Annotated in this window: 16 protein-coding genes and 2 pseudogenes; 4 read left to right on the top strand and 14 right to left on the bottom strand. The window is 37.8% G+C overall.

Annotated elements, in window-relative coordinates:
* Positions 1 to 219: 219 nt before the first annotated feature.
* On the top strand, positions 220 to 1,086 hold the full coding sequence (gene nudC / locus FYJ25_RS11980; protein WP_154581390.1) for an NAD(+) diphosphatase: 867 nt from the start codon (positions 220 to 222) through the stop codon (positions 1,084 to 1,086).
* A 109-nt stretch (positions 1,087 to 1,195) separates the two neighbouring features.
* Here the strand turns inward: nudC and FYJ25_RS11975 are convergent, their stop codons facing one another.
* From FYJ25_RS11975 to FYJ25_RS11960, 4 genes are all read right to left on the bottom strand, one after another.
* The gene (locus FYJ25_RS11975; protein WP_154581389.1) at positions 1,196 to 1,876 is read right to left on the bottom strand and encodes a hypothetical protein; all 681 of its coding nucleotides are present in this window, start codon (positions 1,874 to 1,876) and stop codon (positions 1,196 to 1,198) included.
* Between the two features lie 27 nt (positions 1,877 to 1,903).
* Positions 1,904 to 2,365: a MarR family winged helix-turn-helix transcriptional regulator gene (locus FYJ25_RS11970; protein WP_154581388.1), complete on the bottom strand. Its 462-nt coding sequence runs from the start codon at positions 2,363 to 2,365 to the stop codon at positions 1,904 to 1,906.
* A gap of 541 nt (positions 2,366 to 2,906) precedes the next feature.
* The gene (locus FYJ25_RS11965; protein ID WP_154581387.1) at positions 2,907 to 3,698 is read right to left on the bottom strand and encodes a NifB/NifX family molybdenum-iron cluster-binding protein; all 792 of its coding nucleotides are present in this window, start codon (positions 3,696 to 3,698) and stop codon (positions 2,907 to 2,909) included.
* A gap of 76 nt (positions 3,699 to 3,774) precedes the next feature.
* Positions 3,775 to 4,290 carry a DUF1836 domain-containing protein gene (locus tag FYJ25_RS11960; RefSeq protein WP_167513824.1) on the bottom strand — a complete coding sequence of 172 codons (516 nt, stop codon included), beginning with the start codon at positions 4,288 to 4,290 and terminating at the stop codon, positions 3,775 to 3,777.
* A gap of 314 nt (positions 4,291 to 4,604) precedes the next feature.
* Between FYJ25_RS11960 and FYJ25_RS11955 the strand changes: the two genes are divergently transcribed.
* Entirely contained in the window at positions 4,605 to 5,435 is an 831-nt protein-coding gene (locus FYJ25_RS11955) for a DegV family protein (RefSeq protein WP_154581386.1), read from the top strand.
* A gap of 105 nt (positions 5,436 to 5,540) precedes the next feature.
* On the opposite strand, the pseudogene FYJ25_RS15170 reads toward FYJ25_RS11955, so the two are convergent.
* The 6 genes and pseudogenes from FYJ25_RS15170 to FYJ25_RS11925 all read right to left on the bottom strand — a co-directional run.
* Positions 5,541 to 5,612: pseudogene (locus FYJ25_RS15170) on the bottom strand (4Fe-4S binding protein); the annotation flags it as partial.
* 99 nt (positions 5,613 to 5,711) lie between these two features.
* Positions 5,712 to 6,011, bottom strand: coding sequence for a type II toxin-antitoxin system RelE/ParE family toxin (locus tag FYJ25_RS11945; RefSeq protein WP_096240980.1), 300 nt, complete (start codon positions 6,009 to 6,011; stop codon positions 5,712 to 5,714).
* A gap of 1 nt (position 6,012) precedes the next feature.
* Complete coding sequence (locus FYJ25_RS11940; protein WP_021905858.1) at positions 6,013 to 6,261, bottom strand: type II toxin-antitoxin system prevent-host-death family antitoxin; 249 nt, start codon at positions 6,259 to 6,261, stop codon at positions 6,013 to 6,015.
* A gap of 180 nt (positions 6,262 to 6,441) precedes the next feature.
* Positions 6,442 to 6,576, bottom strand: a complete 135-nt coding sequence (locus FYJ25_RS14775; protein WP_264470660.1) for a hypothetical protein — start codon at positions 6,574 to 6,576, stop codon at positions 6,442 to 6,444.
* 59 nt (positions 6,577 to 6,635) lie between these two features.
* Positions 6,636 to 7,220, bottom strand: coding sequence for a 4Fe-4S binding protein (locus FYJ25_RS11930; RefSeq protein WP_330578354.1), 585 nt, complete (start codon positions 7,218 to 7,220; stop codon positions 6,636 to 6,638).
* Positions 7,217 to 7,417 carry a 4Fe-4S binding protein gene (locus FYJ25_RS11925; RefSeq protein WP_147608989.1) on the bottom strand — a complete coding sequence of 67 codons (201 nt, stop codon included), beginning with the start codon at positions 7,415 to 7,417 and terminating at the stop codon, positions 7,217 to 7,219. Before FYJ25_RS11925 ends, FYJ25_RS11930 begins: the two co-directional genes overlap by 4 nt.
* Before the next feature lie 400 nt (positions 7,418 to 7,817).
* Here FYJ25_RS11925 and FYJ25_RS11920 point away from each other — a divergent pair, with 400 nt between their 5' ends.
* Positions 7,818 to 8,477: a Crp/Fnr family transcriptional regulator gene (locus tag FYJ25_RS11920; RefSeq protein WP_243145745.1), complete on the top strand. Its 660-nt coding sequence runs from the start codon at positions 7,818 to 7,820 to the stop codon at positions 8,475 to 8,477.
* 118 nt (positions 8,478 to 8,595) lie between these two features.
* Here FYJ25_RS11920 and FYJ25_RS11915 read toward each other — a convergent pair whose 3' ends face one another.
* From FYJ25_RS11915 to FYJ25_RS11900, 4 genes are all read right to left on the bottom strand, one after another.
* Positions 8,596 to 10,287, bottom strand: coding sequence for an FAD-dependent oxidoreductase (locus tag FYJ25_RS11915; protein WP_154581384.1), 1,692 nt, complete (start codon positions 10,285 to 10,287; stop codon positions 8,596 to 8,598).
* A gap of 19 nt (positions 10,288 to 10,306) precedes the next feature.
* Entirely contained in the window at positions 10,307 to 10,615 is a 309-nt protein-coding gene (gene trxA / locus FYJ25_RS11910; protein ID WP_147608992.1) for a thioredoxin, read from the bottom strand.
* Positions 10,616 to 10,893: 278 nt separating this feature from the next.
* On the bottom strand, positions 10,894 to 12,240 hold the full coding sequence (locus tag FYJ25_RS11905; protein ID WP_154581383.1) for an MATE family efflux transporter: 1,347 nt from the start codon (positions 12,238 to 12,240) through the stop codon (positions 10,894 to 10,896).
* Between the two features lie 836 nt (positions 12,241 to 13,076).
* The gene (locus FYJ25_RS11900) at positions 13,077 to 14,216 is read right to left on the bottom strand and encodes an RNA-guided endonuclease TnpB family protein (protein ID WP_154581382.1); all 1,140 of its coding nucleotides are present in this window, start codon (positions 14,214 to 14,216) and stop codon (positions 13,077 to 13,079) included.
* Positions 14,217 to 14,296: 80 nt separating this feature from the next.
* Here FYJ25_RS11900 and FYJ25_RS15235 point away from each other — a divergent pair.
* Positions 14,297 to 14,362: pseudogene (locus tag FYJ25_RS15235) on the top strand (IS200/IS605 family transposase); the annotation flags it as partial.
* Positions 14,363 to 14,487 lie beyond the last annotated feature (125 nt).

Below are 14,487 nucleotides of genomic sequence, written 5' to 3'. Positions count from 1 at the left end.
CTAAAAACATCTACTCTCTGTAACTGTTCCCTGCCATCAGAGCTGTTTCATCAAAATTAAACAGTATTGTATAAATTGTATCATGAACTCCTGATTTTTTTCAATAGAGGAAAGAGCGGAAATCCTCTTGCATTAAATCATTATTCTGCTATCATAGGATTACGAGAGTAGCTAACATCATGATACTATTCTTGAATTTCAGGAGGTTTAAAAGACATTATGATACAGGATATTTACCCACATAAATTAGATAACCATTTTGATACTGATGCAAAACCGGATAATGACAGCATCGTTTTATATTTCACTAAAGAAGGGATTCTTCACAAACTCTCTTCTTATAAAGATTACGAAAATTATCTCTTTTTCCCTACCGTTCAGGATTTTATAACGAAAGACGGTACATTTCCTTTTGAAAAAGATGCCCTTACTTATCTTTTTTCTGTCGATGATGCTCATTACTTTTTATTAGAACAGGAACCTGCACAACTTCCAAAAGGCTTTACCTTTACCCCGATTCGTAATCTTCGCAAAAAAAATGTCCACCCAAAGCACCGTATTTTTGCGGGCATCACAGGCTTTCAGCTTCGTAACTGGTATAAAAATAATCGTTTTTGCGGATGCTGCGGAAATAAAACTGTCCACTCTACTACAGAACGAGCTTTAATATGTCCTTCTTGCGGACATGTTATTTATCCTCGAATCGTGCCTGCTGTTATTGTCGGCATATGTAATGATGATAAAATTCTTGTCACAAAGTATCGTACAGGTTTTGCCCACTACGCACTTGTTGCTGGCTTCACTGAAATTGGAGAAACTTTGGAAGAGACTGTACAAAGAGAAGTACTTGAAGAAACCGGACTGCGGGTAAAAAACATCCGTTATTATAAATCGCAGCCATGGGGAATCGTTGATGATATCCTTGCTGGTTTCTATTGTGATGTGGATGGAGACACTGATATTCATATGGATGAATCTGAATTAAAACTGGCAGAATGGAAGACCAGAGAAGAGCTTGAACTCCAACCGGATGATTTCAGCCTTACAAATGAAATGATGCTTATGTTTAAAAATGGAAGAATGTAAAAGGGTATATACAAAAAGATGGATGCTGTATGATAGGCTTCCTTCTTTTTATTATAAATTATTCATTATTTCAATCCACTGCTGCCATTAATTTACTTACCTTAATTTATTAAAACAACAGTTGAAGTCCCATTGCAATGATCCACATATATGCACATGTCTTTGGAATCATCAGTAATCCAACTTTTGGTTTTGTTTTGCTAAATAATGTTACAGGAAGGTAACAGCCAAAGGAAATAATAATTGCTGCGACCATTCTTGTCATATGGTATCCATTTGCATTTTCGGATATCGTATACAGAATAATGACTCCTATACCAGTAACAGCAAAAACAGCATTCCTGATAATCGATAACTTGAGATTTCCATCCTCTGTACACCAGTTATTCTGTGGAAGAATACAGACAGCAATTCTCATGATCGCAGAAATCCATACCATTGCTTTTACTGCAGCAGGTATATTAAAATCCGGGAAAGTATACTTCCAAACATACATTAAAATAATATAAAATACAGTCATTGTAATTGAGGATATCTGTAACCCAATCCCAAGCTGTTTCTTTATTCTGTCATTCGTTCCACGTGCAGCTCTTATGATTCTAGGTACTAAATGAAATGCATCTCCGCCGCCAAGAGTCAATGTTAATATTCCATAAAGAATAAACAACGTATTTCCTTTTGCATAGGTGAAAAATAAAATTGCTGCTACTAAATCAAATATCAAATATCCGGCATCAAATATCGCTTCCATAATATCCGGCATCTTTGGCTGGTATTTTTCTTCTCTCATTCTTACTTCTCCTTTTTAATTAATTGGTTATAACAAAAATGATTTTTCTTTCTCTCCCTCTGCATATTTTTTTAAGTACGCATCTGCATTGGCACAAATCTTATTAAATACCGCCATGCACATATACTTTTCTTCTTCGGTTAATCCATCTAAAGCATTTTTAGCGAATTCTTTCTGTGCTTTCATTCCATCTTTGATAATGGACTCTGCCTTATTTAATATAACAATCTCAATATGCTTTTTATTCTGGGTGTTCTGAATTCTTTCAATCAAGCCTTTATTCTCTAATGCTTTCAGAGAAGTAGATACGTGAGATTTCGTTGATTTACGAATCTTTACGATATCTGCTGCCGTATTATGCTTCGGATTATTATGTAAAAACATAAGTATATCATATTCCATTTGCGTTAGCTGATACCTGTCACATACTTTTCTCGTAAATAGTTCATAACAGCTGGTGATTGTTTTATGCTGATCCCAAAAAAACATATTTCTACTCCTTGTTATATCGCTTTATTAATGTTCTATTTAGAACGATTATGATTATATAGTTCTGCTTCCTTTTTGTCAAGCTTTGATTTTTTTACGCAAATGGCTGTCGGGCTATTGTTCCGAGATAAATTCAAGTCGAGTCGCTGCGAGACTTGGCGCGTGATTCTGGTCAGCGTAAGCTGACATATTCTTTACAGAATCACTGCGCATCCTCGCGGAGCGTTTATCTCAGTCGGAGATTGGACTCCCACTGAGACAAATTTGCTGTCACTCACCACCTGAAAGAGGTGGGAGTCTTCTCGACTGAGATAAAAATAAAACATAGAGAGACTCCATATATAAATCTGCACTATTTGAAGAACGAGGAGAGATTGCATCCAAGGGAAGAAGACAATCTCTTGTCTTACTGACCTGGACACAATCCGACGAAGTACTTCAACGAGTGTGGATTTATATATGGAGTCTCTCTGTGTTTTTCAATAGTCTAAAGTTGGAACAATAGCGCGACAGCCCCTCGCAATCTATTCTTTATTAACAATTAATGGCAGCTGTGGCTTCCACATCCATGCTCGCCACAGGTATGTCCTTCTCCATGTTCATGATCATGATGACTGCACTTTACATCAGGGTTGTAATCTAACGTTCCGCTCACAAAAGCTTCCACAGCCGCATCTGCATCACCGGAAACGCCTCCATAAAGCTTAATTCCTGCCGCTGATAAAGCCATCTGTGCTCCGCCTCCGATTCCGCCACAAATAAGAACATCTGCCTTCAATGCATTCAGAACACCGGCCAATGCGCCATGTCCGCTTCCATTCGTATCTACAACTTCAGAATGGATTACTTTTCCATCCTGTACATCATAAACTTTAAATTCCGCTGTATGTCCAAAATGCTGAAAAATCTGTCCGTTCTCATATGTTACTGCTACTCTCATTATACTTTCTCCTTTTTCTGTTGCATACTTTTGATAAAATTCTTGTTTGTAGCATCCACCCAGACCACATTTACTACTTTTACCATCGCAGATCTGGAAATCTCCTCCTTCAATTCGAAGAGGATGTCCATCTATGATTGCATCTGCCACTTTTTTTCTGGCGATCTCATAGATTCTCTGAACAGTCGTTCTTGCAATCTGCATAAAGCCTGCACACTGTTCCTGGCTATATCCTTCTTTATCTATAAGACGAATCGTTTCATATTCATCTACTGTCAGCAGAATCACCTCTTTTTCATCTTCCTCCCCTCTTCCTCCCTTTTCATTGGATGGTCGAAATTCCAATATATCTGGAAAATGGCAGACTTTTCTGCACTTTATCGGTCTTGGCATAGGATACTCCTTTCACAATCTTTTCTCTATACTACAACTATTATAAACATATGTCAATAACTTAATTGACATATGCTCATTTCGCTCGTCTTATAGAATCGGAAGCATTGTCCTGTAAATTGTTTTTAAAACAGTCATTTAAATAAATAATATGCGATACCGCTATAATCACGCTACGAAGCATCTTTTTTTCAAATGAACTATCTCCTGTTTCCTTTTTTGGTTCTTCTTTATCTTCAAATATAGCTACAAGCGTCTTTTCTAATTCTGAACAAAAATAATCATAAGCAACCGGTAACGTATAGGTTGCTTTTTGTAAAACAAAAAGGGAGGCTATATTATCCATAGAAAGAACCTGCTTTATAATCACAATATAAATCGCATATGCTATTTGATCCGCATAGTACTGTTTTTTTACCGGCCGGTCAATATATCCCTTCTTTACATAGTTACTTAACATGGATGGTGTAATCGAAATTTCTATTGGTGCTAAACATTCATTAATGTACTTTACTGTCTGCTCAAGATAAAGTCCTACATTGGGAATTTCTTTATATCTTGGCATTCTATAGTCTCTGGCTGAAAATTTCATAATACATTCCTTCTTTCTGACTGAGGTAGTGTCTCATTAGCATAGCGCCAAATAACTTACCTCTTTTTCCTAGCAGTATATTATTATATGATGTCAGGTTCTAAAGGTATTTTGACCTAACATGATGTCACGAATTACTCCGTAGCTAACGCTGCTCTCGTAATTCTGAAACATTATTATATATCAGATACCAAAAAACCGCAATAAAGTTATTTAATACCTTGACAAACACATATGTATGGTTTACTATACCTTTTGATAAGTTTTTTAAAAACTGATATAAAAGTATTTAAAACTATTAACGGAGGTTACAAATGAAAATGAAAATCGTTGCAGATTCATCTGCAAATCTTTTAGCTTTACCCGATATAGATTTCGGAATTGTTCCACTTCATGTAATCGTAGGGGAGAACGATTACGTAGATGATGATAAGATTAATCTTACAGCTATGCAGGAGGATCTTTCTTCTTATAAAGGGAAGACATCGACATCAAGTCCAAGTCCTCACGAATGGGAGAATGCCTTTGGCGATGCCGATGTTGTCTTTTGTATCACCATTACAAGTACCCTGTCCGGTACATATAACAGTGCTGTTATCGCTAAGGACATCTATGAACAGAATCATGCTGGCAGGAAAGTATATGTTTTAGATTCTTTATCTACAGGACCGGAAATCGCACTTTTTATTGAAAAAATAGCTGAACTCATAAAAGCTGGTTTTGCTCCGGATGATATTTATAAAACCCTTCTTGAATATAAAGATAAAACACACCTGTATTTTTCTCTGGCATCTTTAAACAATTTTGCAAAGAACGGACGAATAAGTCCGGTAATTGCAGCCGGAATCGGTTTATTAGGAGTCAGAGTCGTTGGAAAGGCGAGTGAGGAAGGAACTTTATTACCGCTTGATAAATGCAGAGGAGAAAAAAGAGCATTAAAAAAACTGATCAATCATCTTAAAGAGTGTGGTTATACAGATGGAAAAATCATCATTGCTCACAACAATAACGAAGCTGGTGCTTTAGAATTAAAAAAATTGATTGAAAATACATTTGGAATTTTTAATGGAAAGATTCAAAAAACAAGAGCCCTTTGCAGTTATTACGCAGAGCCGGGCTCCCTTCTCATCGGTTTTGAAGCATAGGAAAACAAGTCTGTATGGATATATAGAAGGGGCTATTGAGAAATAAATTGTTCCAAACAGGGGAATATTTGATTCATGTGAGTCAAACATTCCCTAAAATTTTTCCTAATGCAGTGCTTTGTTTGGGCAAACTTTCAGGCATTTGCCGCAATGGATGCATTTATTTTCATCTTTTGTATAGGAATTATAGTTCTATCTGGTTTTATATGTGTTCCACTGTCCAAGGGACACAGACTATACTGAACGGTGTTATCAATTTGTTATCATGATTGTGTATCAATCGAAGATTCTCGTAATATCCTGATATCGGTTAATTACACGATAAATCTCTACATCCTCTTTTCTTACTTTATAGATAATCACATAATCTTCCCATATTGCATATTTATAATCTGTCCGAAAGCTGACTCGTTTTGAAAGATCCGAACCCATTTCCGGAAATATTTGAAGATTTTCAAATTTACCGTAAAGTTCCTTTATGGTCTTTGCGGCATATTCTTCGTTATCCTCAGCAATATAATCCCGAATATTCTTAAGATCCTTTGCAACAATAGGATTAATCCGCAGTTTTAACATTTTATTCCCCCACAAGTGCTTTCAGTTCGTCCAAATCCAGCCAACCTTCGCCATCTTTTACTGCTTCTTCGGCTTCCTGCAACTTCAGCAAAAGCTTTTTCTCTGCACGATCACGCTCGTAATCTTCAATATCCATAACTACAAAACGTCCTCTGCCATTCTTTGTCAAGTATACTGGTTCTCCTTTATGACAGTTTTTCAAAACTTCATTATAGTTTCTCAAATCAGATACTGGTAAAATATTTGCCATATTCTTTCAGCTCCTTCCTTGATAAAACGAACACTCGCATTCGCTTCTCGCTCATAAATACAACCTACCGTGCGGTCCACATTCATATTGTTTCTGTTACTTTTATTATACACAAAAAGCTGTAAAATTCAACGTAGATTTTTACAGCTTTATAAGAATTTCAATATTTTATATCACGCTCTAATCTGGATGGTTTTTATTTCTGTTTACCAGCCGCCCAATACTTGACTGATCTGGGCGGAAAAGCATTGTTGTTTTCTGTGAAAATGACACATCATGTTTTGATGCCTGACACGCCGCATAAGCCAGCTTCATGATATGCGTTTTTCCCATAACATTTTCGACATATGCCCTTTATAAATCACCTAATAGTATTACTTATTTTCATTATTTTTTAATTTACATATACCCTGCGTCATTGTTCCCATTGGACAAAATGTACACCAAGTTCGAGGCTTATATAACACCATTACAATCAAGCCTAACAACAAAGATGTATGCATCAAACTATAAAATCCAAAACTAAACTGTGCCACCCAATCAGCTACTGTTCCTGCAGTGTATGCCCATCCCCATGGAACACGGAAGGTCCAGAATAGTTTGATAGCTTCACGCAAGGAGGATGCTCCGGCACCAACTAAATATGTCTGAAATACCATATTCCCAAACATTGTAAGGAAAAATATCAAAAAGCCATATCGGAACCATTTTGAACTCATCCATCGCGGGGTTGGTTTAGTTCTTGAGCATTTTAAATCTCCACCAAGCTTACTAAAAAGCTGGCCACGTCCACACAAATGATTACAGAAAAATTTATTTCCACCGAATATTGCTATTCCTAACGGCAACAGAAAATCAATCATGCCAAACCAGGCGAACAATATATTAAAAAAACCGAGAGCAAAATAAAGGATTGCCCATATCCATAAATACTCATACCAATGTTTCTTTTTCTTCACACCGCTGCCCTCTCTTTCATTTCAATGCATCCTACCGGACAGGACCTTGCACATTTCCCACATCCTACACACAATGTTTCTTCTACTACCGCATAACACCCACGATGCACTTTAACCGCTGCCAGCGGACAAGTATTTTCACATACTCCGCAGGCAACACATCTTTTTTTATCGACACTTGCCACTCTTTTTGCCAATGCTTTGTTCCCCTTTCAAATTTGGTACCGTTATTGTACCTAAAAAAGGTAAATTCTTCTGTGATATTATTACATAAGAATTTACCTTGAACGCTAATAACTACGCAAATCAACTATTGATAATGACATAGAAAGAACAGAATTCCTTTTAATTTCAACAGCATCAGGATTGCCTGTGATTATAATTACAGGTGTTGTCCTGTCCGCACGCCATGGCTGATTCGGTTGTCTCGTCATATCTTCAGTAACAATCCAAATATCTGGCAAAGTCAATACCAATGCCAGTGCAGACTGCCATCGTCTAATAGTCAGTATATTTTTATTTATGGCATATGTCAATTATATAATTGACGCATCTTAAAAAAGTAAGTATACTATGTTCGTAAAGGAGATAACTATTATGAACTTCAAAAATTATTTTCCACTATGGAATGACTTAAATACAGCACAGAAAAAACTAATTTCAGACAATTTGATTACACGGGATGTAAAAAAAGGAACAATCATTCACAACGGAAACCTGGATTGTACTGGATTATTACTGGTTAAATCCGGGCAGCTTCGAACTTACATACTTTCAGATGAAGGACGGGAAATTACACTTTACCGTTTGTTCGATATGGATATGTGTCTTTTATCCGCCTCATGTATCATACGCTCCATTCAATTTGAAGTAACCATTGAAGCAGAAAAGGATACTGATCTTTGGATCATCCCTGCTGAAATCTATAAGGACATCATGAAGGAATCTGCTCCCGTCGCAAACTATACCAATGAGTTAATGGCCACCCGTTTTTCTGATGTCATGTGGCTGATTGAACAAATCATGTGGAAGAGTTTGGATAAGCGTGTTGCTTCATTTCTTTTAGAAGAGACCTCTATCGAAGGAACAAACGAGCTGAAAATCACTCATGAGACGATTGCTAATCATCTTGGTTCCCACAGGGAAGTTATCACTCGAATGCTCCGATACTTTCAAGGCGAAGGACTCGTCAAACTCTCCCGCGGCAAAATCACAATCCTAGATTCGAAAAGACTGGAAACACTACAAAAATCATAAAACTGTTTTTCTGTAACATCTAAAGAATCCTCCATTTATCAGAATTATGAAAGTCATTCTAATAAATGGGGAATCTTTTTATGCTACAAGAAAATTATAAAAATATTATGATTATTTTTTAATAATCCATACCACATGCATATGCCCTTTCGATCAGCGCACGGTCATTAACCACTGTGTCATAGAAGCGGAATCCACCGGAAAAGTTGTATGTTTCATATCCATTTCCTTCCAGAATACGACTGGCAATATAACTGCGCAGACCACTTTGGCATATCAGATACACAGGCTTTCCTTTCTCAATTTCACTAATTCGTTCTCTCAGTTCATCTACAGGTATGTTTTTGAATCCATCAATATGCCCCCTGCTGAATTCATCTACCGTTCTCACATCCAGCAATACAACATTTTTATCTTTAGAAATCTTATCCATATCTTCCAGATGCCATTGTTTTAAGGTGCCTTTTTCTATATTGTCTATCATGAATCCTGCCATATTTACAGGATCCTTAGCTGATGAGTATGGTGGTGCATATGCAAGATCCAGATCTTTCAGCTGGGTTGCCCTCAGTCCTGCATGGATCGCTGTTGCCAGCACATCGATACGTTTATCAACGCCTTCATATCCAATAATCTGAGCACCAAGCAAGCGATACGTATCCTTTTCAAAAACCACCTTCATGGTCATCACTTTTCCACCAGGATAGTAATCGGCATGACTCATAGGAGAAAGAATTACTGTATCTATATCTAATCCTGACTTTTTGGCATTTGTTTCATTGATACCTGTAGTGGCTGCTGTCATATCAAATACTTTGATAACGGAGCTTCCCTGACTGCCCAGATAACGGCTATCACCGCCGCAAATGTTATCTGCGATGATCCTGCCCTGTTTATTGGCAGGTCCTGCTAAAGAGATTAGTGCATCCTCACCCGTAACATAATGTTTTACCTGAACTGCATCACCTGCAGCATAAATGTCCGGTACAGAGGTTTCCATCCTGTCATTCACTACTATACTTTCCTTGATGCCAAGTTCCAGACCCGCTTCTTTTGCTAATGCTGTGTCTGGTGTAACGCCGATTGCCAGTACTACCATATCAGCCTGAAGGGATGGATTATCTTTCAATAGAACCTCCACTCCATTGTCTTTTTCTTTAAATCCTTCTACTGTATAGCCCAGTACCAGTTTTATCCCGTGTTTTCTCATTTCACTATGAATCATCGATGCCATATCCGGATCAAAAGGATTCATCAGCTGCTTAGGCCGCTGGACAATTGTAACATCCATGCCTAGCTCCCTCAAATTTTCTGCCAGTTCCAGACCAATAAAGCCACCACCTGCCAATACAACCGATTTTGGATGATTCTTATTTATATATTTCTTTATCCGAAAAGTATCTTCTACTGTACGAAATGTAAAAAGCTTATCAATACCTACTCCAGGAAGTCTCGGCTGTGTTGGCTTTGCACCTGGAGAGAGGATCAGTTTATCATAGTTTTCTTCAAATATCTCACCATTCTCCAAATTTTTCACTGAAACAGTTTTACAATCCGGATGTATGGTGATAACTTCATGATGAATTTTCATATTGATATGAAAACGTTTAAAAAAACTCTCTGGTGTCTGCAATGTAAGTTCTTCCGGATCTGTGATCACGTCTCCAATATAATATGGAAGCCCACAATTCGCATAGGATATGTATCCAGATCTTTCAAATACAGTAATTTCTGCATGTTCATCCAGTCTGCGTATCCTTGCTGCAGCTGTAGCTCCTCCGGCTACACCGCCTACGATTATTACCTTCATCTTATTTTTCCACCTTTCCTCATTGAAGCATTTCTAAAATTGCATTCTTAGGTCTCACACCTGAAACCTGTTGTACAATCTTCCCATTCTTCATAACCACCAAAGTTGGGATACTCATAATACCAAATTTACTTGCCAGTTCAGGCTGCTCATCCACATTGATCTTTCCAACTTTAATATCAGGGCGTTCACTTGCAATTTCCTCTATGATAGGAACCACCATACGACAAGGAGCACACCAAGGAGCCCAAAAGTCTAAAAGAACGGTTTTCTCGGAATCCATTATTTCATTCTGAAAATTATTTTTATTGATATTAATAGCAGACATTTTACAGTCCTCCTTTTTTTCTTTTATGGCTTTATTATAATCTGAAATTCATTTGTTTTCTGTGATATCATCACATTATTATCATGATTTATTTTTTAAGAATTTATTTTTTCATCTTATGATCCGATGGCAATCTCACTTCTCCGGTCCTTTTTTTCATAATTAAAAAGGAAGCTTTTTCAAATCTGCAACCTGTTTTTGGGTATAAAAAAAGGCCATGCCCTTCCGGGCACAGCCTGATGCCTTAAAATTTGAGAAAAGAAAAACCTCCGCAAACATTACGTCTGCGAAGGTCGTTTTCTTGTGATCCATAAAAATGTACAGGTAAAAATAATTCCCTTTACAATTGAGGTTGAAGAAATAGCCCACCATATTCCATCCAGACCCATAATACCTCCAAGAATGATCGACAGCGGAATTCTTGCACTGGTAAAAGCTATACTGATGATACTGCAAAGTCGGGTTCTGCCGAGCCCTGATAATGCACCGACTGTCGTCAGTTCCACACACATAAAAGCTTCACTGAAACCTATGATAATCAGATATTCAACTGATGTTGCGATTGCTTTGGGTTCATGAAAAAAGATTCTGGCAATCGGTTCCGGAATACATATAAATACAGCTGAGATCAACAGTCCCCAGATACCAACCGTCCACAAAGAAGCCTTATATCCTTTTTTGACACGATCATTTTTGCCCGCACCATAGTTCTGTGCGATAAAGGCATTTAATGCCGCTGCAAAACCATCTGCAGTATTCCATGATATCGATTCAATCTGACCTCCGACTCTCTGCGTTGCAACAGCTTCTGCACCATACCCGGAGATCATACGTGTCAGCACCATGGAGATTGCACAATATGCCATTCCCTGTATTGCTGTCGGAATTCCGATCTTACAGATTCCCTGCAGATATTCCCACGGGATTTTTGCCAAAAGCCTAGTTCCTTTTAGTACATTTTCTTTCTTTTGTATGACAATTCCGACTATCATGATACTCATAACGATCGCCTGTGCTGTCACTGTCGCAATTGCAGCCCCGACAACACCAAGCTTCGGAAACATCCCCACTCCAAGAATCAACACAGGATCCAGAACCATATTTGCGGCCAGGCCGACAAGATTCGCTATAAAAGGTGTCTTTGAATCTCCCTGTGCCGTATAAAGTCCAGTCAGTGTCAGCGTCATAAAAGAAAATACGATCAGCCCACAGGCAATCCTCGTATATGACATTGCCGCCGCATGAGCCTGTGCATCTGCAAGCTGAAAAAATCCTACCATCTGTCTGGTAAAAAGCAGCGAAAGAATTGCATATGCCATTCCCATAAATGCAGCAAGCTGTACTGCCGCCTGTGCAAATCCGTGTGCCCTTTCTCTGTCTCCACGTCCGATACACTGTGCCACATGCACCTGTCCACCCATTCTAGCCATAGCTGCAAGTCCCTGCGAAAGCCAGGTAAACATACCTCCAACACCTACACCTGCAACTGCCTTCGAACCAAGCAGACCAATCCAGGCCATGTCCGTGATGTTGTACAAAGTCCCCAGAAACGAGGACGCCATGATCGGAACCGCAAGTTTCGTCAGCGTTTTTAGAATAGGACCTTTTGTTAAATTTCCCTCCATTTTCATTCCTCATCCATTTTTATTTTTTATTATCCACAAATCCTATTATACATGGTTTAACATAGATTTTCATCAGGAATTATCCATATATATCAAAAATCCTTTTGAAGAAATATTATTCTCCAAAAGGGCTTTCTGTCTGAATCTTTTTATAATTTTTCTCCGCAGGATTCAATGACTTTTTTGTACCAGTAAATTATACTCTTGATTATATTCTTCCTCATCTTCTCTCTGTATGACAACAAAAAAAGTAATATCTTTCTTTTTCTTAGTTGATTTTTTCCCTGCTCTGGCATATAATAAACGTAGCTAAGGAAACTGGTAAATTCCCATAGGCAAAACGAAAACCCTCAGAGCGGCAACTCTGAGGGTTTTCTTGTTCGTTACGGTGAACTACTCCGTTTAGGCTGTGGCTGCCTATTTATCCCTATCCAGCCATTTGCATATGTAGTAGCTAACTACTCCTGCTATGACAGAGATAAGAAAACTGGTAAATACTTCTCCCATAGGAATTCACCTCCTTTCTGCTGGAGGTTCGGCAGCTTAGGTATTATATCACATATCTTCACTTTACAGAATAATTTTTATGTTTTATTTATACTCAATTCATTTAGCATACTCAATCTATTGTTGGTGATACTCTATTTTAAAAGGAGTATCATTACATGATTTCATATCAACCATTCTGTCAACTACCCACGACCTAAAGGTCATGGGCTTGTAACTGCCCAGTCGTACTAACGGCTTACACCTCCGACCTTTAATCCCCGATAGATATTGCTATCTAAAGTGGCGTTACATCATAGGGTGGTTGACAGCACCCTTTGTAGCAGAGTTTACTCTGTTACAACTGTATCAGGTACTTGGCTATCTGCAAGATAGTCTATTCCCATACGATACAGATTCATAGCTCCAATGCGGTCATCATTAGATTTGTAACCACAGTTTTTACAAGTAAACAGGTGTATCTTCTTATTGCGGTTAGACTTTTCAACGTGCCCACAACAAGGGCAGCACTGACTTGTATAGCGAGGGTCTACCTTAATAACAGAAGACTGATTCTGTTTTGCTTTGTAGATTAGTTTTTGCTCAAGGTCATAGAAAGACCATGATACAGAAACATAACGGTCTTTTGTTTTAACACGTTCTGTAGCATTACGAATACCTGACAGATCTTCTAATACAAAGAGAGTGTGCTTTGGGTTATTTTTAACGAGTGCCTTTGACACCTGATGGTTAATATCCCGCATCCAACGGTTTTCTCGCCCACCAATAGCTTTTATCCTTCGTCTTGAAGATGCTGTCCGTCGCATTTGGAGTTCTTTACGAAGTTTGGAATAATTAGCACGTTTTTGCTTTATAGCCTTACCGCTAACAAATCCAGACTTGTGTTTGCTGTCATAAGTGGCAACAACAAAGTTAATACCTCTATCTATGCCCACAACATTACAGATGTCAGAAATATTACTTTCTTCGACATCATAGGTTACTGGTATGTGAAGATAATACTTACCATGCTTATTTACAAGCTTAGCTGTACCAAACTTATAGATCGTATGGTCGAAATACTTAGACATTCCATCTGCAAAATAAGATAACTTCACACGACCATTCAGCGTATTGATTGAAAAGCGGTTTTGTGTTAAGGAATAATCTCTGTTCCAAACCAAATCATACTGAGGCTTTTTGAACGAGGGTTTGATCCATTCGTTTTGATTCTCCAGAATGGTCTTATATCTGGCGATAACGGTCTTCAAAACAGACTGAGCCATTTGCGATTTAAGACCAAACTTTTCCCGTAAAGTAGAATACAAAACCTTATTAAGTGAAAACTGCTTTAAGTCGTGAGTATGGAATACATAGTCTGAAACATAATTGCAGGCATTACGATAAACAGACATAGTTTCATCAAGCAAAACTTTATCCGTTTCCGTTGCGACTATTTGAATTTTAGCTGTAATAGTTATCTGTTCCATAGATGTACTCCTTTCGTAGATATTTCACTAAATATATTATATAATAACAATTGGTGAAAATCAATGTTTTGAGGTGAATTATGGATCATAGATACAATCGTCATAACAGACGGAAATACAACCTTAAAGTACATATAGTTCTAGTTGTTATTGACCTCTTAAAATAGCGTAATAATGATTAGCTTGCGTGTCTCTGGATTGTTCTGTATACTGTCATTAGTTTACAGAAAGAAAAAAGTCTCAGAGCACCTTCCCTGGAAAGTCGTGTACT

This window comes from Anaerobutyricum soehngenii, assembly GCF_009697165.1.
Lineage (GTDB): Bacteria > Bacillota > Clostridia > Lachnospirales > Lachnospiraceae > Anaerobutyricum > Anaerobutyricum soehngenii.
Note: the sequence above shows the minus strand (reverse complement) of the source record. Positions and strands in the feature narration are given on the sequence as shown.